The organism is Microbacterium sp. A20, from assembly GCF_004794515.1.
GTDB lineage: Bacteria > Actinomycetota > Actinomycetes > Actinomycetales > Microbacteriaceae > Microbacterium.
This window is the reverse complement of record NZ_SSDF01000080.1, coordinates 109,726-131,940: the sequence shown is the minus strand read 5'-3', so window position 1 is coordinate 131,940 and position 22,215 is coordinate 109,726. Positions and strand designations below refer to the sequence as shown.

Annotated in this window: 25 protein-coding genes and 2 tRNA genes; 10 read left to right on the top strand and 17 right to left on the bottom strand. The window is 67.0% G+C overall.

All coding sequences use genetic code 11. The annotated features are described in order from the left end of the window. Nucleotides 1-29: 29 nt before the first annotated feature. From DW298_RS11350 to DW298_RS11340, 3 genes are read right to left on the bottom strand one after another with little or no spacing between them, the layout of a single operon-like run. The gene (locus DW298_RS11350) at nt 30-662 is read right to left on the bottom strand and encodes a gamma-glutamyl-gamma-aminobutyrate hydrolase family protein (protein ID WP_136042582.1); all 633 of its coding nucleotides are present in this window, start codon (nt 660-662) and stop codon (nt 30-32) included. Next, entirely contained in the window at nt 659-814 is a 156-nt protein-coding gene (locus DW298_RS11345) for a DUF4175 domain-containing protein (RefSeq protein ID WP_136042581.1), read from the bottom strand. The genes DW298_RS11350 and DW298_RS11345 overlap by 4 nt, the downstream gene beginning before the upstream one ends. Before the next feature lie 28 nt (nt 815-842). Then, a complete protein-coding gene (locus DW298_RS11340) occupies nt 843-1,637 on the bottom strand; it encodes a class E sortase (protein WP_136042580.1) in 795 nt (264 codons plus the stop codon). Between the two features lie 104 nt (nt 1,638-1,741). On the opposite strand from DW298_RS11340, the gene DW298_RS11335 reads away from it, so the two are divergent. Further along, complete coding sequence (locus DW298_RS11335; RefSeq protein WP_136042579.1) at nt 1,742-1,981, top strand: cell division protein CrgA; 240 nt, start codon at nt 1,742-1,744, stop codon at nt 1,979-1,981. Nucleotides 1,982-2,258: 277 nt separating this feature from the next. On the opposite strand, the gene DW298_RS11330 is transcribed toward DW298_RS11335, so the two are convergent. Together DW298_RS11330 and DW298_RS11325 are read right to left on the bottom strand one after the other, a co-directional pair. Then, nucleotides 2,259-3,152, bottom strand: coding sequence for a rhomboid family intramembrane serine protease (locus tag DW298_RS11330; protein WP_136042578.1), 894 nt, complete (start codon nt 3,150-3,152; stop codon nt 2,259-2,261). Between the two features lie 21 nt (nt 3,153-3,173). Continuing rightward, nucleotides 3,174-3,731: a peptidylprolyl isomerase gene (locus DW298_RS11325; protein ID WP_136042577.1), complete on the bottom strand. Its 558-nt coding sequence runs from the start codon at nt 3,729-3,731 to the stop codon at nt 3,174-3,176. A 144-nt stretch (nt 3,732-3,875) separates the two neighbouring features. Here DW298_RS11325 and DW298_RS11320 point away from each other — a divergent pair, with 144 nt between their 5' ends. Then, nucleotides 3,876-4,382 carry a DNA helicase gene (locus DW298_RS11320; RefSeq protein WP_136042576.1) on the top strand — a complete coding sequence of 169 codons (507 nt, stop codon included), beginning with the start codon at nt 3,876-3,878 and terminating at the stop codon, nt 4,380-4,382. A gap of 56 nt (nt 4,383-4,438) precedes the next feature. Beyond that, a complete protein-coding gene (locus DW298_RS11315; protein WP_205820354.1) occupies nt 4,439-4,894 on the top strand; it encodes a YbaK/EbsC family protein in 456 nt (151 codons plus the stop codon). A 2-nt stretch (nt 4,895-4,896) separates the two neighbouring features. Here the strand turns inward: DW298_RS11315 and DW298_RS11310 are convergent, their stop codons facing one another. Continuing rightward, on the bottom strand, nt 4,897-5,319 hold the full coding sequence (locus DW298_RS11310; protein ID WP_136042575.1) for an NUDIX hydrolase: 423 nt from the start codon (nt 5,317-5,319) through the stop codon (nt 4,897-4,899). 149 nt (nt 5,320-5,468) lie between these two features. Here DW298_RS11310 and DW298_RS11305 point away from each other — a divergent pair, with 149 nt between their 5' ends. From DW298_RS11305 to DW298_RS11280, 6 genes are all read left to right on the top strand, one after another. Beyond that, the gene (locus DW298_RS11305; protein WP_136042574.1) at nt 5,469-5,915 is read left to right on the top strand and encodes a DUF1801 domain-containing protein; all 447 of its coding nucleotides are present in this window, start codon (nt 5,469-5,471) and stop codon (nt 5,913-5,915) included. A gap of 86 nt (nt 5,916-6,001) precedes the next feature. Then, nucleotides 6,002-7,138 carry a Xaa-Pro peptidase family protein gene (locus DW298_RS11300; RefSeq protein WP_136042573.1) on the top strand — a complete coding sequence of 379 codons (1,137 nt, stop codon included), beginning with the start codon at nt 6,002-6,004 and terminating at the stop codon, nt 7,136-7,138. An 8-nt stretch (nt 7,139-7,146) separates the two neighbouring features. Next, complete coding sequence (locus DW298_RS11295; RefSeq protein WP_205820353.1) at nt 7,147-7,569, top strand: hypothetical protein; 423 nt, start codon at nt 7,147-7,149, stop codon at nt 7,567-7,569. A 29-nt stretch (nt 7,570-7,598) separates the two neighbouring features. Then, on the top strand, nt 7,599-7,973 hold the full coding sequence (locus DW298_RS11290) for an HNH endonuclease signature motif containing protein (RefSeq protein ID WP_136042571.1): 375 nt from the start codon (nt 7,599-7,601) through the stop codon (nt 7,971-7,973). 138 nt (nt 7,974-8,111) lie between these two features. Further along, complete coding sequence (locus DW298_RS11285) at nt 8,112-8,867, top strand: SDR family NAD(P)-dependent oxidoreductase (protein WP_136042570.1); 756 nt, start codon at nt 8,112-8,114, stop codon at nt 8,865-8,867. A gap of 82 nt (nt 8,868-8,949) precedes the next feature. Further along, on the top strand, nt 8,950-9,708 hold the full coding sequence (locus tag DW298_RS11280) for a TetR/AcrR family transcriptional regulator (protein WP_136042569.1): 759 nt from the start codon (nt 8,950-8,952) through the stop codon (nt 9,706-9,708). Between the two features lie 95 nt (nt 9,709-9,803). On the opposite strand, the gene DW298_RS11275 is transcribed toward DW298_RS11280, so the two are convergent. The 5 genes from DW298_RS11275 to DW298_RS11255 form a co-directional block, all read right to left on the bottom strand. After that, a tRNA-Ala gene (locus DW298_RS11275) sits at nt 9,804-9,876 on the bottom strand. A gap of 26 nt (nt 9,877-9,902) precedes the next feature. Continuing rightward, a tRNA-Ile gene (locus tag DW298_RS11270) sits at nt 9,903-9,976 on the bottom strand. 85 nt (nt 9,977-10,061) lie between these two features. Next, nucleotides 10,062-11,030, bottom strand: coding sequence for a hypothetical protein (locus DW298_RS11265; protein ID WP_136042568.1), 969 nt, complete (start codon nt 11,028-11,030; stop codon nt 10,062-10,064). Then, nucleotides 11,027-11,716: a response regulator transcription factor gene (locus DW298_RS11260; protein ID WP_136042567.1), complete on the bottom strand. Its 690-nt coding sequence runs from the start codon at nt 11,714-11,716 to the stop codon at nt 11,027-11,029. The genes DW298_RS11265 and DW298_RS11260 overlap by 4 nt, the downstream gene beginning before the upstream one ends. Continuing rightward, nucleotides 11,704-12,993: a histidine kinase gene (locus tag DW298_RS11255; RefSeq protein ID WP_136042566.1), complete on the bottom strand. Its 1,290-nt coding sequence runs from the start codon at nt 12,991-12,993 to the stop codon at nt 11,704-11,706. The genes DW298_RS11260 and DW298_RS11255 overlap by 13 nt, the downstream gene beginning before the upstream one ends. Nucleotides 12,994-13,121: 128 nt before the next feature. On the opposite strand from DW298_RS11255, the gene DW298_RS11250 reads away from it, so the two are divergent. Further along, complete coding sequence (locus DW298_RS11250; protein WP_136042565.1) at nt 13,122-13,832, top strand: VIT family protein; 711 nt, start codon at nt 13,122-13,124, stop codon at nt 13,830-13,832. A 77-nt stretch (nt 13,833-13,909) separates the two neighbouring features. Here the strand turns inward: DW298_RS11250 and DW298_RS11245 are convergent, their stop codons facing one another. The 6 genes from DW298_RS11245 to dnaN all read right to left on the bottom strand — a co-directional run bounded on the left by DW298_RS11245 (nt 13,910) and on the right by dnaN (nt 22,199). Beyond that, nucleotides 13,910-14,314 (bottom strand): DUF3566 domain-containing protein, encoded by a 405-nt coding sequence (locus DW298_RS11245; protein ID WP_029264201.1) that lies wholly within the window; start codon nt 14,312-14,314, stop codon nt 13,910-13,912. Then, complete coding sequence (gene gyrA / locus DW298_RS11240) at nt 14,311-16,866, bottom strand: DNA gyrase subunit A (protein ID WP_136042564.1); 2,556 nt, start codon at nt 16,864-16,866, stop codon at nt 14,311-14,313. The genes DW298_RS11245 and gyrA overlap by 4 nt, the downstream gene beginning before the upstream one ends. A gap of 44 nt (nt 16,867-16,910) precedes the next feature. After that, nucleotides 16,911-19,001: a DNA topoisomerase (ATP-hydrolyzing) subunit B gene (gene gyrB / locus DW298_RS11235; protein WP_136042563.1), complete on the bottom strand. Its 2,091-nt coding sequence runs from the start codon at nt 18,999-19,001 to the stop codon at nt 16,911-16,913. Nucleotides 19,002-19,119: 118 nt separating this feature from the next. Continuing rightward, nucleotides 19,120-19,623, bottom strand: coding sequence for a DciA family protein (locus DW298_RS11230; RefSeq protein WP_136042562.1), 504 nt, complete (start codon nt 19,621-19,623; stop codon nt 19,120-19,122). Continuing rightward, nucleotides 19,616-20,806, bottom strand: a complete 1,191-nt coding sequence (gene recF / locus DW298_RS11225; protein ID WP_136042561.1) for a DNA replication/repair protein RecF — start codon at nt 20,804-20,806, stop codon at nt 19,616-19,618. The genes DW298_RS11230 and recF overlap by 8 nt, the downstream gene beginning before the upstream one ends. Nucleotides 20,807-21,056: 250 nt before the next feature. Further along, nucleotides 21,057-22,199, bottom strand: a complete 1,143-nt coding sequence (gene dnaN, locus DW298_RS11220; protein ID WP_136042560.1) for a DNA polymerase III subunit beta — start codon at nt 22,197-22,199, stop codon at nt 21,057-21,059. Nucleotides 22,200-22,215 lie beyond the last annotated feature (16 nt).

Below are 22,215 nucleotides of genomic sequence, written 5' to 3'. Positions count from 1 at the left end.
TCTCGCAGGCTGCCTCGTGCGCTGCGGTGTCAGCGAGTGATCGGATGCAGGCTTTCTGATCGAGCCACGGCATCGGTGTCGCCGCAGAGTTCCAGCCAGTTCGCGAGGAGCCGGTAGCCGCCTTCCGTGAGCACGCTCTCCGGGTGGAACTGCACGCCGTGCAGCGGCAGCTCTCGATGCGAGAGCGCCATGACCGTTCCGCTCTCCGTCCAGGCCGTGACGACGACCTCGGGCGGGAGGTCGGACGCCGCGAGCGCCAGGGAGTGATACCGGCCGGCGTCGAACGGCGACGGGATCCCCGCGAACAGCGCCGATCCGTCGTGCGTGACCGCGGAGACCATCCCGTGCATCAGCTCGGGTGCCTCACTGACCGCGGTGCCGAGCGCTTCACCGATGGTCTGATGCCCGAGGCAGACCCCGAGCGTCGGCGTCCGCAGTCGAGCAGCGATCCGCACCGCTTCGACGGAGATTCCGGCGTCTGCGGGGCGACCGGGTCCGGGGGAGAGCAGCAGCGCCTCGAACCCGGACAGCATCCGCTCGAACTCGGCGGCGCTGAGCGCGTCGGATTCGACCATAGTGGTCTCGGCGCCGAGCTCGTGGAGGTAGCCGACGAGGGTGTGCACGAAGCTGTCGTGGTTGTCCACCACGAGCACTCGGGTCATTCGACGTCGACCTCGCCGGGGGCGATGATCGGGCTCAGCCACGGGAACACGTACCAGAACAGTCCGTACAGCACGGCGGCGACGAGGACGATCAGGATGAGGACGCGCAGCCACCACGGGCCGGGCAGCAGGCGCCAGAGTGCGGCGTACATCAGTGTTCTCCCTCGTGGGTGTCCATGGTCACACCGATGGGGCGGCCGGAGGAGGCGGCGGGTCGGTCAGCGCGGTCGGGAGTCCCTCGGCGCGGGGCTGGAAGCTCTCGAACACCCCGTAGGCGACGATGCGCTCCGCGAGGGAGTAGAGCGGAGAGCAGGCGGTGAGCGTGATGTACTGCTCGCCGGTCTGCTGTGCGGGCATCTGCGGCACGTCAGCGAGGACGTCGGTCTGCGTCGGCTTGACGTATTCGAGGGTGCGGAACCGGTATGTGTACCAGCCGTCGGGCGTCTCGACGACGATCGCATCGTTCAGCTGCAGCTTGTCGAGCTGATTGAAGGGCTTGCCCCAGGTGGTGCGGTGTCCGGCCATCGAGAAGTTGCCGACCTCGCCGGGCATCTTGGAGTCGGTGTAGACGCCGATCCCCTTCTGGTCGAGGGTCCGTGCGCGGCTCGTTCCGCCGTAGATCCCGAAGTTGTAGTCCGCGCCGAAGCGGGGGATGTGCATCTGTCCGAACCACTCGGCGTCGGCCGGGGCTGCGGGGACCGGGGGGACGTAAACGGTGGTGCCGTCTTCCGTCTCGACGACAGGCGGGAGCTCGGGCGCCTCACCCTGCGCGAGCTGCTGCGAGATCGCCGCACCCTCGTCGTTCTTCTGTGCACTGATGATGATGTCGCCGATCCACATCTGCCACGCGACGAAGAGCAGGACGAGCACTCCTGCGGTGAGGAGAAGTTCGCCGAGCACGCTCGCGAAGGTCGCGCGTGAGCGTGGTCGCTCGCGCCGCGGGCGCCGCCCCCCAGGCACGACGGATGCAGTCATGGCGCGATCATATCCCGGCACGCTGAACGGAGGCCCGCCATCCCCGCTCGTCGGCTGCGATCGCCGCCTCGTCGGATGACAGGTCTCATGGGTACAATGACGGCATGGCACGAGACCGTAACACCGAAGAACCCGCTGTCGAGCGCGCCGAAGGCGACGCCGCTCCCAACGCCGTGTGGTTCAAGCCGGTGATGATCGGCTTCATGCTCCTCGGCCTCGCGTGGATCCTGGTCTTCTACATCTCGGGCATGCAGTTCCCGATCCCGGGTCTCGACAACTGGAACCTCGCGATCGGCCTCGGCATCGCTCTGATCGGCTTCTTGATGACCACCCGCTGGCGCTGACGCCACTCCTTCTCGAAAGGCCCCTCGCGCAGCGAGGGGCCTTTCGCATGCTCAGAGCGAGCTATGGCTCCAGGCAAGGGCGCGGGGTTGTTCCCGGAGCGAGCATCGGGAGGGCCCCGCGAAGCGGGAGGGACCCGCTCTGCGAGCGAAGGGAACGACCCCGCGCCCGACCCACAAGCCATCCCGAGCGAAAGTTATCCACAAGGCTCTCCACAGCCTGGGGAGAATTACACCGGTGTTATTCACAGGGGTTAACAACCCTGTTAACAACTCGGGATCAGGACAAAAGGATCAGCGGCGGGATGAAGGCGACGATGACGATCAACAGAACGACGAGTGCGGAGAGCAGGACGATCTGCCAGGTGCGCTGGTCTCGACGCCTCGTCTTGGTGTAGATGAGGGCGACCAGGGCGCCGACGATGGCGCCACCCAGATGCGCCTGCCAGGAGATGCCGCCGGCGAAGAAGCCGAAGGCGAAGTTGATGCCGAGGATCACGAGGATGCCGGTCACGTTCGCGCCGATGTGGCGGCCGATGATCAGCAGTGAGGCCAGCATTCCGAAGATCGCACCGGATGCGCCGACCGTCGGGTCCAGGGGTGCGAGGAGAGCGACCGCCACCGATCCGCCGAGGCCGCTGATCAGATAGAGGGCCAGGAAGCGGGCGCGACCGAGCATCGGCTCGAGGCTCTGTCCCAGCATCCACAGGGCGAGCATGTTCAGCGCGAGGTGGATGAACCCGCCGTGCACGAACAGCACGGAGAGGAGGCGCCAGGGCTCGAAGCCCGCGCCGAAGAGGTTCGGATAGAGATAGGGCGCGTAGAAGGCGAGCGCCTGCGTGATCGGCCCGTTCATCCCGGGTATCAGCTGCACCAGGCCGATGAACGACGTGACGGCGAGCAGCACGTACGTGACGATCGGCTTGCCGCCGCGGGCGATCGCCATGGTCCCGCCGCTGCGAGCACCCCACCGGCGCTGGGCCTTCTTCTGCGCGGGGGTGCGGTTCTTGCGCTCGGCGTTCATGCACTCCGGGCAGATGACGCCGACGGGCGCCTGGGTCTGGCACTCGGGGCAGATGGTGCGCATGCACCGCTGGCAGAGCACGAAGCTCTGCCGATCCGGATGCCGGTAGCAGAAGTTGTCGCGATTGCTCGTGAACTCAGGCGTGGTCATCCGGATCGGCCGCAGCTGTCGTCAGGCCGCGACGATGTCGATCGACTGCAGCACGACGGGCTCGATCGGACGGTCGCCGCCGCCGGTCGGAACCGCACCGATCTTGTCGACGACAGCGCGGGAGGCGTCATCGGCGACCTCGCCGAAGATGGTGTGCTTGCCCTGGAGCCACGGCGTCGGGTCGGTGGTGATGAAGAACTGCGAGCCGTTGGTGCCCTCGGGCTTGCCGGTGATGGCGTTGCGGCGCAGGCCGGCGTTCGCCATCGCGAGGATGTACGGCTTGTTGAAGTCGAGCTCCATGTTGATCTCGTCGTCGAAGTTGTAGCCGGGGCCGCCGACGCCCTGTCCGAGCGGGTCGCCGCCCTGGATCATGAAGTTCGGGATGATGCGGTGGAAGATGACGTCCTTGTAGAGGGGACCCTCGCCCGGCTTGCCGGTGGCGGGATCGGTCCACTCCTGGGTGCCGTCGGCGAGGCCGACGAAGTTCTTGACCGTCTTCGGTGCGTGATCGCCGAAGAGGTTGATGACGATGTCACCGTGGTTGGTGTGCAGGGTTGCGACGTGGGAAGCGTGAGCCATGCCCTCATTCTCGCAGAGCTTTCGGTGAGTTCGCCCGGCGTACCCCGGATCGGGCAGCGGCGCAAGGGGCGGGCGATTCCCGCCCGGTATCCAGCCTCTCGTGGCAAGATGGGGAACCCGTACTCCAATGGACAGGAGAGCATCGTGAGCCTCAGCCGCAAGCGGAAGAAGGAACTGCGTCGTCTTCAGAACGACGCGAACCAGCTCTGGGAGAACCAGCAGGTGCTCGTCGGTCACGCCGCCGATGTCGCCCGCGAGGCCGGACGTCAGCTCGGAAACATCAATCGCGAGCAGGTCGTCCCCGTCATCCAGGACACGTACAACCGCCGTGTCGCCCCGGTCGTCGACCGTGGCGTGAAGATCGGCAAGCACGTCGTCGATGACAAGGTCGTCCCGATCGTGGGTGGAGTCGTCGGTTCGGCTCTCACTGCCTGGGATGTCGCGAACGCCAAGCGTCACGGCGTGGCAGCACCCGCTCGTCGCGGCGACTTCGGCAAGAAGCAGAAGTCCGGCCCCGGCCTCGGTTCGGTCATCGCGATCATCCTCGGTGCTGCTGCTGCCGTGGGCGTGCTCTACGCCGCATGGCAGGCGCTGCGTGCCGACGATGAGCTCTGGGTCGCGGACGACCCGCTCGCCGCGCCCGACGCGTGACCCCGTCTGATCCCGCCTCCGTCGCCTCCGGTGACGGAGGCGATCAGCATGCGCGGGTGCGAAGCGCGGCCGCTGCTCGCGGGCTCGACATCGAGATCCGCGAACGCCCGGCGGCCGGCAGCCTGTTCGAAGCAGCCGAGCTGCTCGGCATCCCGCCGTCCGGCATCGTGAAGACGCTCGTCGTGAAGCGCTCGGACGACACCTTCCTGTTCGCCCTCGTGCCTGGCGGACGCTCGATCTCATGGCCGAAGCTGCGCGCCCTGGTCGGTGTGAACAAGCTGCGCCTCCCCGAGCCCGAACTCGCACTCCAGGCGACCGGCTACGAGCGGGGCACCATCGTCCCCATCGGCAGCACGACGGACTGGCCGATCTACGCCGACGAGTCGATCGTCGGTCAGCGCATCGCGATGGGCGCGGGTGCCCACGGTTACAGCCTCTTCGTCGACGCGGACGACCTCATCGCCGCCTATGGAGCGACGGTCGCCGACATCTCGGTTCCCGAGGAGCGCTGAGGTCAGAGAAGGCCGGCCATCCGCATCGCGATGTCGACGAGCTTGACGCGCTGCAGCTCGGCCACGGCCTTCAGAGGGAACCACTCGGCCATGTCGGTCGAACCTCCGGTCTCGAAGCGCAGCTTGCCGCCCGTGACCTCTGCCCGATAGACGATGCGCAGCGTGTGCAGCGGATCCGCGGCCTTCTGCACGCGGCGTCCCGCAGGGATGACCCGGGAGTGGATGCCGAGGAGCTCGCCCACCTTCACGGTGTAGCCGGTCTCCTCACGGAGCTCGCGGCGCACCGCATCCTCGGGCGATTCACCGGGCTCGAGTCCCCCGCCGGGCATCGTCCACGCCACGCGGCGGCCCTCGGTCCAGCGCGCAAGCAGCAGACGCCCGTCGTCATCGGTGACGACCGCGTACGCCGCGACACGCAGGTCCATGGATCACACACTATCCGGCGGCGCAGACCGCCGATGACCGTGTGTCCGGACTCGGATACGTCGGAGATCGATCACGAATCGAGAAGCACACGGAGGATCGGACTCCGTAGTGTGATTCGCACAACGGCAGCACTTCGAGAGGACCGATCATGGCCGAGAAAGAGAAGAACTTCAGCGCCGAAGAACGCGAGGCCATGCAGGCCGCCGCGAAGGAGGCCCGCACCCGACGCTCGCGCGCGAAGAAGTCACCCGAGGAGCTGCGCGCCGCGGGGGAGGCCGACATCAAGGAGGCGATCGAGAAGCTGACCACCGAAGACCAGGCTCTGTCGAACAAGCTGCACGCCCTCGTGTCCGAGGTCGCCCCGGAACTCGTACCCCGCACGTACTACGGGATGCCTGCGTGGGGTCGGGATGGCAAGGTGCTCTGCTTCTTCCAGCCGGCGAGCAAGTTCAAGGTGCGGTACGGCACGTTCGGTTTCGAGCCCATCTCGAACCTCGACGACGGCAACGTCTGGCCGACCGCCTACGCAGTCACGGATCTCACCAAGGCCGACCTGGAGTTCCTCGCCGAGCGCATCCGCCTCGCGATCAGCTGACTCTCCTCGCGAGGAACGGTGCGCGTCGTGCACCCAGGTCAGGGATCCTGGTGTGCTGCGGGCACCCGCGCAGTAGCGTGGAACCCGTGAGCACACTGCCCTTCCCCGCCTCCGTGTACGCCGCCCGTCTCGCCCGTGCCGCATCCCTCGCCGCCGAATCGGGCCTGGATGCGATCATCGTCGGGCCGGGACCCGACCTGCAGTATCTACTGGGCGTCGAGGGCGACACGATCGAGCGGCTGACCGCCCTGGTGATCGGCCCCGACATCGCTCCGACGGTCGTGGTTCCCCGGATGGAGCTCGCGAAGGTGCGCACCACGGCGGTCGGCGAGCTGGGTCTGACCGTCGCCGACTGGGTCGACGGCGAAGATCCCTACGCGCTCGTGACCGCCGCCGCGGGGTCGGTCACCCGCGTCGGTGTCTCGGATGCGCTGCCCGCGCTGCACGTCGTCCCCATCGGCGAGCGTCTCGGCGTGCGTCTCGAGCTGGCGACACCCGTGCTCCGCGAAGGACGCATGATCAAGGACGCCGAGGAGATCGCCGAGCTCCGCCGAGCGGGAGACGCGATCGACGCGGTGCATCGCCGCGTGCACGAGTGGCTTCGGGCCGGGCGCACCGAGCGCGCCGTTGCGACCGACATCGCCGAGGCCATCGTGGCGGAGGGCCACCGTACCGTCGAGTTCGTGATCGTCGGCTCGGGCCCGAACGGCGCCGACCCGCACCACGAGGTCTCGGACCGCGTGATCGAAGAGGGCGACGTCGTCGTGGTCGACATCGGCGGCGCGGTGCCGAGCGGTTACAACTCCGACAGCACGAGGACCTACGTCGTCGGCAACCCCGACCCGGAAGCGGCCGAACGCATCGAGGTTCTCGCGCGGGCGCAGCAGGCTGCCGTCGACGCGGTGCGCCCCGGTGCCACGGCCGCCGAGGTGGATGCTGCAGCGCGGACCGTGCTCGCCGACGCCGGCCTGGGCGAGGCGTTCCTGCACCGCACCGGTCACGGCATCGGCGTCTCGGTGCACGAGGAGCCCTACATCGCGCCTGGCAACGACCTCGTGCTGCGAGAGGGGATGGCGTTCAGCATCGAGCCCGGCATCTACTTCGCCGGCGAGTGGGGCGCGCGCATCGAAGACATCGTGATCGTCACGGCCGATGGTGGCGAGCGGCTCAACGTCGCGCCGCACGAGCTCGTGTCGGTAGGTGCGCGGGCGGCCGACTCCTGATGGACGACGTGCCGATTCAGCCGCAGAGTCCCCAGAAGATCGCCGCGAGTCACGGAGGTCTCATCCACGAGGTGCGGGTCAGCTGGTGGCAGACCGACGACTGGCAGTGGGTGGTGGTCGTCAACTCCCCAGAGCTCGGCGCTGTAGAGCGGCAGGCGAACGACGCCTTCGAGGCGCTGTGCCTGGTGCGCGAAGAGCTCGACCCGCGCGGGTGGCGGTTGGGGGTCGCCGGTGCACAGGCCGACGTCTGGCCCAGCGGCATGGCGCGCGATCAGGGTGGTGGTCTGAGCGCATACCGGCTCGGACCCGCAGGTCCACTGGACCGCGTCTTCACATTCACCCCCGTGGATCCGGCGACCGTGACATCCGTCGCAGAACAGCGCACGGAGGCTGACCGCTTCTTCGCGAAGTTCCGCGGCGGCGGGCGCTGAGCCCTCTTCCACCGCGGTAACATCAGCGCATGCGCCGCCCCCGCAAGGTCTCGTCCGCCAACGCGTCGCCGGCGACCCGAGCCCGCTATGCCAAGCGGCGGAAGAATCGGCTCGCACGCGTCGACAACGACCTCACCGACGCACAATGGCATGACCTCATGGATGCCTGGGGCGGATGCGCCTACTGCGGCGGTGAGGGGGCTGCGTTGCAGCGCGACTGCATCCAGCCCATCTCGCGCGGTGGCCGCTACACGATCGAGAACGTCGTCCCGGCCTGCGCCTCTTGCAACGCCAGCAAGCACAACGCCGAGGTGACCGGTTGGCTCCGGCGCAAGAAGCTCGACGAGCGCACCTTCCTCGTCCGGCACGCGACGATCCTGCGCGACCTGCGTCCGGTCGAGTGAGGTACCAGGTGGATTGGACGCCGCCCCGCGCTCGCGCGCCCGGTCTTGCTGATCGCCCGCAAACCAGGGCTTGATTTATTAGTAGTCACATATACAGTTTATGTGACTACTAGTTATCGAATCCAGGGAGCATCATCCATGTCATCTTTATCGACGCCGCGTTTCCACGGTCACACGGCCATCGTCACCGGGGCAGGTTCGGGTATCGGACGTGCCACTGCGCAGATTCTCGCGGGGGAGGGTGCCACCGTGATCGCTTCGGATATCTCCTCCGAACGCTTGCAGGAACTCGAGAGCAGCCTGCGCGGGAGGGATCTGCGTGTGATCGTCGGAGACGTGACGGAGGAGTCGACCATTCGCGATCTCGTCGACGCCGCCGGCGGTCGTGTCGACATCCTCGCCAACATCGCCGGTGTCATGGACGGCGTGCTGCCTGCAGATGAGGTCGACGCCACCTGGCAGCGGGTGTTCGACATCAATGTGACCGCCGTCCTCCGCGCCACGCGGGCGGTCGTTCCCCTCATGCGCGCGCAAGGAGCGGGAGCGATCGTCAACATCGCGTCCGAAGCGACCTTTCGCGGATCCGTGGGTGGTGCCGCTTACACCGCGTCCAAGCACGCCGTTGCCGGACTGACCAAGAGCAGCGCCTTCATGTACGGGCCGCTGGGTATCCGCACGAATGCTGTCGCTCCCGGAGCGGTCGCCACAGCGCTCGACGTCTCGTGGCGGTCGGAGTACGGCGCCGCGCGAACCGCTCCCGTCCTGCAGGCCACGATGTCCCCGCCCGCGAGCGCCGAGCAGATCGCCGAGACGGTAGCGTGGCTTGCGAGCAGCGCCGCGATGAACATCAACGGGGTGATCCTGCCATCGGACGGCGGCTGGTCGGTCGCATGAACCCACACGGGACGGCACGTGCCGGCTCCGCACCGGCCCGCAGGGCGAAAGCCGATCGAAAGCGACCGGAAGGAATCGGCGAGTGACCGAAGAGGCAGCGAGCACGGTCGTACCTCCGCATATCGCGTTGGCGTGGGGCGCTGTACGTCCGCCGCAGCGCGGACCGAAGCGCGAGTTCAGCCTGGAACAGGTCCTGGACGCGGCAGTGGCGATCGCCGACGATACCGGCCTCGAATCCGTGACGATGCCGGCGCTCGCTCAATCCCTGGGACTCACGGCGATGTCCCTCTATCGGTACGTGGGCTCCAAGGACGCACTCGTGCTCCTGCTCCAGGAACGAGGCATGGGCCTCCCACCGTCCTCGATCTCGGACGCGAGGGGATGGCGCGACGGGCTCGAAGCGTACGCGCGAGCATCCGCCGATGTCTACCGTCGGCACCCGTGGATGCTCGATATCGCGATCTCGGGCATAGCCACCACTCCGAACAACTTCACATGGATCGACGCCGCGCTCGGTGTGCTCGCACACACCGCGCTCTCTCATGAAGAGCGGCTCGCCCTCGTGCTGCAGATCAGCGGCCACGCGCGGTTCCGCGCTCTCGTCGAGCGCGGCTACGCCGCTCGTGCAGATCAGGCGGGAGAGCAGGTCGCGGCGGTCGTTTCATCCGAGGCTGAGTTGCTCGGTCGACTCGTCACCGTCGAGAGATTCCCGAATCTTCGCGGAGTCCTCGACGCCGGTGTGCTTCTCGACGACACGTTCGATGAGTTCGACTTCGGCCTGCAGCGCCTGCTCGATGGCATCGCGCAGTACCTGGAGCTGCGGTCGCCGAGGGATTCGTGATCTGCGGTGAGCAACACCGCCGCGAAGCCGCAAAAGCAACGGACACCGACCAATGAAAGAAGCCCCCGGCAGGTGCCAGGGGCTTCTCGATCCTGTGGAGCCTAGGAGATTCGAACTCCTGACATCCTGCTTGCAAAGCAGGCGCTCTACCAACTGAGCTAAGGCCCCGTGAGGGAATTTCTTGAGTTAAAGGGTGGGGCTACCAGGACTTGAACCTGGGACCTCTTCATTATCAGTGAAGCGCTCTAACCGCCTGAGCTATAGCCCCGTCAACCTCCAAGACTTTACCGGAGAAACACGGAAAATCCGAATCGAGGGGGAGGACCCGGGAGAGTCCTCCCCCTCGACGACGTTCAGCGGCCTGGGCGGATGGTCGCCGTGCCCGCGGAGAGCGACACGTCGATGGTCCTCCGCGCGCTCGAGGCCTCGTCGACCTTGGCGTTCAGGGTGCCGGCGCTGACGTTCTGAGTGATCGCGTATTCGACATCGGGCACCGTCAGATCGAGCGTGCCGGCGCTCACATCGACCGTGGTCTGCGTCGGCGCCGTACCGGTCAGCTCGACCGTGAGGTCGCCGGCGGAGACGCCGAGGTCGGCGCGGGTGACCCCGTCGAGGAGGATGTCGGCGCGACCGGCGTTCATCTCCGCGTCGAGCTCGACGGCCGATCCTTCGACATCGAGGGCGCCGGCGTTGACCCGGACGTCGAGCACTCCGTAGTCGCCCACCACATCCAAGCTGCCGGCGTCCAGATCGAGGTCGGCGTCCAGCGCGTCACCGCGCAGGCTCTCCGGCAGGGTGAGCACGGCGATCTCCTCATCGCCGAACCAGTTGCCGAACCACCAGCCGAACACGCCGTCAGGGCTCCGGACGATCAGTTCGTCACCGTCGCGGTCGAAAGTCCACGCGGTGCCGCGGCCGTTGGTGATGGAGAGCTGCGCCTCCTCGACATCGCCGAACTCGACGCGCATGCTGCTGGCGTCGGCGTCGACGTCGATCCCCTCGATGCCATCCACGCCCACGGTCTGCACCGAGTCGGGTCGGCTCGACGAGATGATGTTCCCGGCGGCGGCCGCGGCGGCGGTTCCCCCGGAGCCGAGCAGGGCGATGCCGCCGACCACGGCCGTGATGACCATGACCGCGGTGGTTCCCGAGGAGCGACCGCCCGAGGCCCCGGGCGGGGGTGCGGTCGGAGCCGATTGCGGGGTCGGCGCCGGGGGTGCCGGCGGGGTCGGCATCTGGGGCGCGGAAGCGGGCGGGGGAGAAGCGGGCGGCGGGGTGAGCGGGGTGTGCTCGCCCGCGGCGCCGTTGTTGTCGGTGGTCATCGTGCCACTCCTGTCTGGCCGGTCGGCGGCGTCGGGCCACCGGTGTTCTCGATGTGGGCGAGGGCGGCGAGCACGCGGCGGTTGCCCGACTCGTCCTGCTCGAAGCCCAGCTTCTGGAAGATGGAGGTGATGTGCTTTTCGACACTGGCCTCCGAGAGGAAGAGGAGGCCGGCGATCGCCTGATTCGATTTGCCCTCCGCGATCAGCGCGAGCACGGTGCGCTCCCGTTCCGTGAGACGCATCATCCTGTCGTCGCGGTTGCGCCGCGTCAGCAGCTGCGCCACCACTTCGGGGTCGAGCACCGTGGCCCCCTCGGAGATGCGCTGCACCGAAGCCAGGAACTCCGAGACGTCGGCGACCCGATCCTTGAGCAGGTATCCGAGCGGACCGCCCTGCGCCGCTATCAGATCGGAGGCGTAGCGCTCCTCCACATACTGCGAGAGCACGAGGATGGCGAGCGACGGATGCGTGGACCGCAGTCCGAGCGCGGCGCGGATGCCCTCATCCGTGAACGTGGGAGGCAGCCGGACATCCAGGATGCACAGGTCGGGCGCCGTGGTGGCGACCGCCTGGTCGAGACCCTCGATGTCGGGGAGAGCGGCGACCACCTCGTGGCCGGCGTCCTCGAGCAGACGGACGAGACCCTCTCGCAGCAGGACCGAGTCCTCGCAGATCAGGATGCGCACGGTACGTTCACCTCCAGGCTGGTCGGTCCGCCCTGCGGACTGTCGAGGCGGAACGTTCCACCCGCGGCGAGGATCCGGTTCGCGATGCCGTCGAGGCCACCACCGGGCTGCACCTGCGCGCCGCCGATGCCGTTGTCCTCCACCCGCGCCCAGAGGGTGTTCCCCTCGCGGAGCCGCACGATGACGCGGGCCTCGCTGGCCCGGGAGTGCTTCGCGGCGTTGGTCAGGGACTCGGCGATCGAGAAGTACACGGCCGCCTCGGCCTCTCTTCCAGGCCGCTGGGTCCCTGAGCCTGTCGAAGGGTCCATGCGCACATCGAGGTGCACGGGGATGTGCGACCGGCCGGCGAGTGCCGACAGCGCCGCGTCGAGGCCGCGGTCGTCGAGCACGGAGGCGTGGATGCCGCGGGCGAGCTGCCGCAGTTCGGTGATGGCCGCCTTGGTGGAGGTGTGCGCCTCGTTGATGAGTTCCTTCGCGGTCTCCGGGTCGCTGTCGATCTTCTGCTGCGCGAGCCCGAGCGTCATACCGACCGAGACGAGCCGCGGCTGCACGCCGTCATGCAGGTCGCGCTCGATGCGCGTGCGCTCCACGTCGGCGGCACGCACCGCTCCCTCCCGCTGTGCGGTCGAGGTGCGGACGCGTTCGGTGAGCTCCGTCTCCTTGCTGCGGACCACGATCGCGAGAGAGAGCGTGCGGTGCAGCAGGGCCAGCCCGATCATCCCGACCACCGAGGCCGCGATGCCGAGGATGCCGACCAGCGGCGCCCAGGCGACGGGGATGCCTCCGCCGCCGAAGGGTCCCATCACCGTGTCCGCTGCCGTGAGCGGGGCGAAGGAGATGATGATCGACCATACGAGGCTCCAGGCGAGCCGCAGCACGATGAAGCCGAGCACGGCCGAGATCGCGAAGTTCGCGACCGCGCGCCACATGCGGGGGTCGATCGCCTGGCGTCCGAGGGAGCGCAGCCAGCCGCCGAATCCGGGGCGATCACGCCGCTGCGGTCGCAAAGGACTGATGGGCGCGCGGTAGAGGGCGCCGACACGGGCGACCTCGAACCAGCCGAGCCCGTACAGGGCGTACACGAGGCCGACGAGGAGCACGAGGCCGATGCCGGCGACGAAGAGGAGTCCGAGTCCGGTGCCGAGAAGCCCGCCGAGCATGCCGAAGATGGCGCCGCCGAGCGCGCCGACGCCTGCGAGATGCAGGATCGTGAGGAAGATGCGCAACGGCGGCTTCACCGCCGTTGCGGGAGCCGGGGTCGCAGTCTGAGTGGTCATGGTTCCAAGGTACGGCGGGGCCGACACGCACGACACCGAGTCAACCGGACACTGTGCTTCGGGTTTTCCGTAACCGAACGCGGGTGCTTTCCGCCCCTATCGAACGCACGGTCTGGTTCACTGGCTGCATGACAGCCCACGAAGGAGAACCTCACGTCGCAGGTCTCGGCCAGCGACTGAACTGGTTGCGCGCAGGAGTGCTCGGCGCGAATGACGGAATCGTCTCGGTCGCCTCGCTCGTCGTGGGCGTGGCGGGCGCGACGACCGACAACGCGGCACTCCTCACCGCGGGGATCGCCGGACTCGTCGGCGGGGCGATCTCGATGGCGCTCGGTGAGTACGTGTCGGTGAGCAGCCAGCGCGACAGCGAACGCGCTCTGATCGCGAAGGAGAGGGAAGAGCTGCGCACGATGCCGACCGCGGAACTCGCCGAACTCACCGGGCTCTATCGCGACCGCGGCCTCTCCGAGGAGACGGCGCGTCGGGTCGCCGAGGAGCTCACCGCACACGATGCGCTCTCCGCCCACCTGGAGGTCGAGCTGGGCATCGACCAGAACGACCTGGTCAATCCGTGGCACGCGGCGATCTCCTCGGCGGTCGCCTTCACCCTCGGCGCGCTGCTCCCGCTGCTCGCCATCCTGCTGCCACCGCCGGAATGGCGTGTTCCGGTCACCTTCGTCGCCGTGCTCATCGCCCTCGCGATCACCGGCGCGGTGTCTGCCAGGATCGGCGGATCACCCCCGCTGCGGGCATCGATCCGGCTGGTCATCGGCGGGGCGCTCGCTCTCGCCGCGACCTGGCTGATCGGCACGCTCCTCGGAACGACCGGCGTCGTCTGATCCGAGGCTCCCGAAGGACGACGAAGGGCGGATGCCGCAGCATCCGCCCTTCGTGAATCCGGTTCGAAGACCGAGGATCAGTTCGACATGAAACCGACGAGCAATCCGCCGGTCACCTTCACCGCGAGGTTGTAGATTCCGGCGACGACGGCGCCGAGCACCGTGAAGACGATCAGGTTCAGGATCGCCACGACCGCGGCGAACGCCATGACCTGCGGCAGGCCCACGACCTCCGACAGCACGAACTCGTTGCCGGTGATGCCGAGCAGGAAGCCCTCAGCCGTCTTCATGATGCCGGTCGCCTGGAGCACCAGGAAGATCAGGAAGAACGCCACCATCGTGACCACGGCGAGAGCGACCGCTCCGAGGAACGAGAGCTTCACGGCCGACCAGAAGTCGACGTAGACCAGACGCAGGCGGACCTGCTTGCCACTGGTCTTGCGTGTCGACTTCTTCGCCAGCTTGTCGGCCACTGTACTCATGCGTCTGTATCCTCGGGGGTCTCTGTCGTCTCAGGTGCCTGGGTCTCGGCATCCTCCGCATCCGCCTCGTCTTCAGCGAGACCACGCTCGCCATTACGGGCGATGGCGAGGATGCGGTCGGCCTCCGTCGTCCGGGCGAACACCACTCCCATGGTGTCTCGACCCTTTGCAGGGACCTCGGCCACGGCAGAGCGTACCACCTTGCCGCTGGAGAGAACCACCAAGACCTCGTCGTCCTCGGCGACGATCAGACCACCCGCGAGAGTGCCCCGATCATCGTTCAGCTTGGCGACCTTGATGCCTGTTCCACCGCGTCCCTGGACCCGGTATTCCTCGACCGCGGTGCGCTTCGCGTAACCGCCGTCGGTGACGATGAACACGAACTTCCCGGGGGCGGCGACCGACGCCGACAGCAGGCAGTCCTCGTCGATCTTGAACTTCATGCCCCGCACACCGGCTGTGGCACGGCCCATCGGACGCAGCGCCTCGTCGGTCGCCTCGAAGCGCACCGACATGCCGCGACGGCTGATGAGGAGGATGTCGTCCTCGGCGTTCACGAGGAGCGCACTGACCAGCTCGTCCTCGTCGTTCAGACGGATCGCGATGACGCCGCCCTGGCGGTTGGTGTCGTACGCCTCGAGGCGGGTCTTCTTGACCAGGCCCTCTCGCGTGGCCAGCACCAGGTACTCGGCGACCTCGTAGTCGCGGATGTCGAGCACCTGGGCGATGCTCTCGTCCGGCTGCAGCGCCAGCAGGTTCGCGACGTGCATGCCCTTGGCGTCGCGCCCGGCCTCCGGCACCTCATAGGTCTTGGCGCGATAGACGCGACCCTTGTCGGTGAAGAAGAGCAGCCAGTGGTGCGTCGTCGTCACGAAGAAGTGCTCGACGATGTCGTTCGCACGAAGCTGCGCGCCCTTGACGCCCTTGCCGCCGCGGTGCTGGGAGCGGTAGTTGTCGCTGCGCGTGCGCTTGATGTAGCCCTCGCGCGTGACGGTGACGACCATCTCCTCCTCGGCGATGAGGTCTTCCATCGAGACGTCGCCGTCGAAGCCGTGCAGGATGTGCGTGCGCCGCTCGTCGCCGAAGCGGTCGACGATACCCGTCAGCTCTTCACGGATGATGGTGCGCTGGCGGCCCTCGTCGGCGAGGATCGACTTGTAGTCGGTGATCTGAGCCTCGAGCTCGTTCGCCTGGTCGATGATCTTCTGACGCTCGAGCGCCGCCAGTCGGCGCAGCTGCATCTGCAGGATCGCCTCGGCCTGGATCTCGTCGATGTCGAGGAGCTTCTGGAGTCCCTCGTTCGCATCCGCCGTGGTCTGCGACCGGCGGATGAGCGCGATGACCTCGTCGAGCGCGTCGAGCGCCTTCAGGTATCCGCGCAGGATGTGCATGCGCTTCTCGGCCTCGCGCAGTCGGAACTCCGTGCGCCGGACGATCACCTCGATCTGGTGGGTGATCCAGTGCGTGATGAAACCGTCGATCGCGAGCGTGCGCGGCACGCCGTCGACGATCGCGAGCATGTTCGCGCCGAAGTTCTCCTGCAGCTGCGTGTGCTTGTAGAGGTTGTTGAGCACGACCTTGGCCACGGCATCGCGCTTGAGCACGACGACGAGACGCTGACCGGTGCGGTCGGACGACTCGTCGCGGATGTCGGCGATGCCGGTGATCTTGCCGTCGCGGGCGAGGTCGCCGATCTTCACCGCGACGTTGTCGGGATTGACCTGGTATGGCAGCTCGGTGATGACGAGGCAGGTGCGTCCCTGGATCTCCTCGACGTTGACGACCGCGCGCATCGTGATCGAGCCGCGGCCGGTGCGGTACGCCTCGTGGATGCCCTTGGTGCCGAGGATCTGCGCACCGGTCGGGAAGTCCGGACCGGGCACGCGCTGGATCAGACCGTCGAGCAGCTCCTCACGGGAGATTCCGGGGTTGTCGAGCGCCCAGAGCGCGGCGGCCGAGACCTCACGCAGGTTGTGCGGCGGGATGTTCGTGGCCATACCGACCGCGATGCCGACCGATCCGTTGACGAGCAGGTTCGGGAAGCGGGCCGGGAGGACCGTCGGCTCCTGGGTCTGACCGTCGTAGTTGTCGGTGAAGTCGACCGTGTCCTCTTCGATGTCGCGCACCATCTCGAGCGCGAGCGGGGCCATCTTGGTCTCGGTGTATCGCGGAGCCGCGGCCCCCATGTTGCCGGGGGAGCCGAAGTTGCCCTGGCCGAGAGCCAGCGGGTACCGCAGCGACCACGGCTGCACCAGTCGCACGAGGGCGTCGTAGATCGCCGAGTCGCCGTGCGGGTGGTACTGACCCATGACCTCGCCCACCACACGGGCGCACTTCGAGAACGACTTGTCGGGTCGGAACCCGCCGTCGTACATGCCGTAGATCACACGACGGTGCACGGGCTTGAGGCCATCGCGCACGTCGGGGAGGGCACGCCCCACGATGACCGCCATGGCGTAGTCGAGGTAGCTGCGCTGCATCTCGAACTGGAGGTCGACCTGGTCGATCTTGCCGTGGTCGTGTTCCGGCTCGGTGCGTTCTTCGTCAGTCATCAATCAATCTCTCTGTCACACATCTGGTCTGAGCCCGTGGGGCGTCAGATGTCGAGGAAGCGGACGTCCTTGGCGTTGCGCTGGATGAAACTGCGTCGGGACTCGACGTCTTCACCCATCAGCACGCTGAAGATCTCGTCGGCGGCGGCGGCGTCCTCGATGGTGATCTGCTGCAGGGTGCGCGTGGTGTGATCCATCGTCGTCTCCCACAGCTCCTTCGGGTTCATCTCACCGAGACCCTTGTAGCGCTGGATGCCGGCATCCTTCGGGATCCGCTTGCCGTTGTCGAGACCGTGCTTGAGCAGAGCGTCGCGCTCGGCGTCGCTGAACACGTACTCGTGCGCGGAGTTCGACCACTTCAGGCGATACAGCGGCGGCATCGCGAGGTATACGAAACCGGCCTCGATGAGTCCACGCATGTAGCGGAACAGCAGCGTGAGCAGCAGCGTGGTGATGTGCTGGCCGTCGACATCGGCATCCGCCATCAGCACGATCTTGTGATAGCGCGCCTTCTCGATGTCGAACTCTTCGCCGATACCCGTGCCGAAGGCCTGGATCATCGCCTGGACTTCCTTGTTGCCCAGAGCCTTGTCGAGGCGTGCGCGCTCGACGTTGAGGATCTTGCCTCGGAGAGCCAGGATCGCCTGCGTGTGCGGGTCGCGACCCTGCACCGCGGAACCACCGGCCGAGTCACCCTCGACGAGGAAGATCTCGCTGATCGAAGGATCCTTGCTCGTGCAGTCCTTGAGCTTGTCGGGCATGGCTGCCGACTCGAACACGCTCTTGCGGCGCGCGGTCTCACGGGCCTTGCGGGCGGCGAGGCGAGCGGTCGCCGCATCGAGAGCCTTGCGGATGATGTTCTTCGCCTGGACCGGGTTGCGCTCGAACCAGTCTCCGAGCTGGTCGCCTACAACCTTCTGCACGAAAGCCTTGGCCTCGGTGTTGCCGAGCTTGGTCTTGGTCTGACCCTCGAACTGCGGCTCGCCCAGCTTGATCGAGATGACTGCCGTGAGACCCTCGCGCACGTCGTCGCCGGAGAGGTTGTCGTCCTTCTCCTTGAGGATGTTGTTCGCCCTGGCGTATCTGTTCACCAGAGTGGTCAGGGCGGCACGGAATCCCTCTTCGTGCGTTCCACCCTCGTGGGTGTTGATCGTGTTCGCGTAGGTGAAGACGTTCTCGGTGTACGAGGTGGTCCACTGCATCGCGATCTCGAGAGAGATCTTGCGCTGCGTGTCCTCGGACTCGAACGCGATGATCTCGTCGTTCACGACCTCGGCGTGACGCACCTTGTTGAGGTACTCGACGTAGTCGACGAGGCCACGCTCGTAGAAGAACACATCGCCGGGCTGCTTCGTGACGGTCGAGCCGTCTTCCTCCACCTCGTAGGCGGAGGACTCGCGCTCGTCCCGCAGCTCGATGCGCAGTCCCTTGTTGAGGAACGCCATCTGCTGGAAGCGCGTGCGCAGCGTGTCGTAATCGAAGTCGATCGATTCGGTGAAGATCGACGCATCGGGCCAGAACGTGATGCTGGTTCCGGTCTCTTCGGTCGCCTCGCCCTTCTCGAGCTTCTGCTGCGGGATGCCGCCCTCGGCGAAGGAGTGCCGCCAGACGAAGCCCTTCTGCTTGACCTCCACGTCGAACCGGGTCGACAGCGCGTTCACCACAGAGGAGCCGACGCCGTGCAGACCACCGGAGACGGCGTAGGCGCCGCCGCCGAACTTTCCACCGGCGTGCAGGATCGTCAGCACGACCTCGACCGTCGACTTGTTCGGGTCGGAGGAGTGCGGGTCGACCGGGATGCCGCGACCGTTGTCGACCACGCGGACGCCGCCGTCTGCGAGCATCGTCACGAGGATCGTGTCGGCATAACCGGCGAGTGCTTCATCGACCGAGTTGTCGACGATCTCGTAGACCAGGTGGTGCAGACCGCGCGGACCGGTGGAACCGATGTACATACCGGGGCGCTTGCGCACGGCCTCGAGGCCCTCGAGGATCTGGATCGAGTCGGCGCCGTACTCGCCGGGCTGCTTGATCTTGGGGGAGATCGTGTTGCTCGTGGTCTCGGACCCGTCGACGGGGTCGGGGGTGCCCCCGGTGTTGGATTCCGTCTCGTCAGCAGGGGATTCAGGCGTCATCAGAGGGCATTCTCCACATCGATATCACGAACTCCCATTCTAGCGGGGTTTCGTCGGGAAATGCCGCTCAACGGCCGTGTGTGGCCCTCTGAGCGTTGCGGACCCCATTCGTGGTGTCCTACCCGTAGGTGTCGCGCGGGCCCCGCCCTGGAACGACTCTGGGACCCCATTTCCAGGAGGGGACGTCCGGTCCGATGAAGCGGAGGTTCTCGACACCCGCATCCGGATAGCGACGACCGATCTCCGTGAGAATGGTCGCGCGCATGAACTGGAGGTTCTTCGCCCACGCCGTCGAGTCGCACTTCACCGTGAGCAATCCGCGCTCCAGAGACACCGGCTCGGAGTGCTTCGCAGTGTCGGCGCCGGCCAGATCGGCCCACTGCCGGACCAGGTCCTCGCGGGCCAGCGTGATCTGCCAGCCGGAATCCCGACTCAGCTTGTCGAGCACCGCGCCGAGAGCACCCGGGTCGCGTCCGGGGGTGAATGGAGCGTTGTCGTCGTCGGAGACGATGCGGCGCTTGCGCTTCCAGCTCTTCGAGCTCGGCTGCAGCCCGCGCAGGCGCAGGTATGTGCCCACGGTCTCCGGCACATCGGCCGGCGGAGTCGATGCGGCGTCAGTCATCCGCTGCCTCCCGTTCGTCGCTGATCGTCCCGGCGCTGATCCGCACGACGTGAGCGTGCAGCACCTCGGGGATATCCTCCTCCACCGCGGCCGTGACCACGACCTGCTCATATCCGGCAGTGAGGGCAGCGAGTCGCTGCCGCCGGTCGGCATCGAGTTCGGCGAACACGTCGTCGAGGATCAGTACCGGATCGCCGGCGGGGGATTCGCTGCGCAGCAGTTCGGCCGACGCCAGCCGGAGCGCGAGTGCCACCGACCACGATTCACCGTGCGAGGCATACCCCTTCACGGGGAGATCGCGCACGCGCAGCACCAGGTCGTCGCGGTGCGGGCCCGTGAGTGTGAGACCGCGATCGATCTCCTTCGACCGCTTCGCCGCCAGCGATGCGCGGAACATCTCGGCGATGCGCTGTGTGTCGCCGAGTTTGCCGAGGGAGGACGCCTCATCGGCACCCGTCATGTCGTCGTCCTCCTCCGGATCCCCGCCGCTGACCGAAAGCGCCCACTCCAACTGCGGACGATGGTCGGCGCCGGCGATGGCCTCGTACGCGTCGGCCACGGGTTGCTGAAGATCCGCTGCCAGCCGCTGCCGCGCCGTGATGATCTCGGAACCGAGGGCGACGAGCTTGTCGTCCCAGACATCGAGCGTGCTCAGGCCCTCCCCACGGATGCCGCGCGCTCGCGCCGACTTCAGCAGAGCGTTGCGCTGCTTGAGCACACGGTCGTAGTCCGCGAGCACCGCCGAGATTCGAGGAATGCGCTGGATGAGGAGTTGATCCACGAATCGACGACGAGCCGACGGATCGCCCCGCACGATCTGCAGATCTTCCGGGGCGAAGAGCACGACATGCGCGTAGCGCGGAAGCTCGTTCGGCTTCGACGGCGATCCGTTGATGCGGGCCTTGTTCGACCCCTGCCGGTTCACCTGGACCTCGGCGAGCACGCGACGCTCGCCATGAGAAAGCCGTGCTCGGATGACCGCGAACTCCTGGCCGTCGCGCACCATCGGCGCATCCGACGACACCCGGTGCGAGCCGAGAGTGGCGAGGAAGACCACGGCCTCGGCCAGATTCGTCTTGCCCTGCCCGTTCCGACCGACCAGTACATTGGGACCGCGGTGAAGCGCCAGTTCGGCGGTCGCGTAATTGCGGAAATCGACCAGACTCAGGTGCTCCACAATCACGGAGTCAGCCTACCTTCGGGGTCTGACACTTGTTCTTCTCGGTTTTGGTGCTTGTGGGTCGCAGGCGACGACGCACCCTTCGCTCGCAGAGCGGGTTCCCTCCCACTTCGTGGGCCCCTCCCGATGCTCGCTCCGGGAGCATCGTCCCCTGCGACGGTTCCGTAGATCGGCTGACGGCTCGAGGTCCGGGACCGTTACGGAAGAGGGGGGACTGCGTCTCGCTGCGCTCGACGACTGCGTGCCTTGCCGATCAGCGGAGGAGGAGGTTCGGCTGAAGAAGGTACTTGAACGAATCGAGACCGGCCTGATCGACCGAGGTCTGGCTCGTGATGAGCACCGGGCTGAGCTTGTTCGCGTTGTCGCTGGAGGTGAAGGTCACGCGGACGAACTCGCTCTTCACCGCACCGAGCGCCTCGATCAAATACTGCGGGTTCAGGCCGAGCGTGACCTCTTCGCCGCCCGAGAGGATCGCGTCGACCGACTCGGAGGCTCTGGCGTGCTCGCTGCCTGACGCATCCATCGTCACGCTGTCGTTCGAGAACGTGAAACGCAGCGGCGCGGCGCGGTCGAGTACGAGCGACACACGCCGCACGGCCTCGACCAGATCAGCGGTGTTGACCACCGCGTAGTGATCGGTCTGCTCGGGGAAGAGTCGGCGGACCGGCGGGAAGTTGCCCTTGATCAGCAACGACGTGACGGTCTTGTTGCCGGCGGTGAAGGCGATGATCTCGCGATCCCCCGCCCCGGAGAAGGCGATCTGGATGGTGCCGGCGTGGCCGAAGGTCTTGCCGACCTCGAGCAGCGTGCGCGCCGGAACCAGCGCGGTCGCCTCGACGGATTCACCATCCCACGGCACGTCGCGGAGCGATACGCGGTAGCGGTCGGTGGCGACCAGGCTCAGGCTGTGACCGGAGACCTCGAGCTGCACACCCGTGAGCACGGGGGTGACGTCATCGCGTGATGCGGCGAAACCGACCTGCGAGATCGCTGTTCCGAAGTCATCGGCGGGAACGACGCCGGACGATCCGCTCACCTCCGGGATCGACGGGTATTCCTCGACCGGCATGGCAGCCAGGGTGAAGCGGGCCGAGCCGCAGGTGACGGCGATGCCGCCGTCTTCCTCGACCGCGATCTCGATCGGAGCGTTCGGGAGGCGGCTGGCGATGTCGGAGAGAAGCCGACCGTGCACGAGGATCGTGCCCGGTGTGTCGACGGTGGCTTCGATCGTGGTGCGGGCAGAAGCCTCGTAGTCGAATGCCGAGAGCGTGAGTCCGGAACTGTCTGCCTCGATCAGCACTCCGGCCAGGATCGGCTGCGGATTGCGCTGCGGCAGAAGCTTGACGACGAACGAGACAGCCTCGCTGAAGACATCGCGGTTGACCTGAAACCTCACTGGTGCTCCCTTGTCG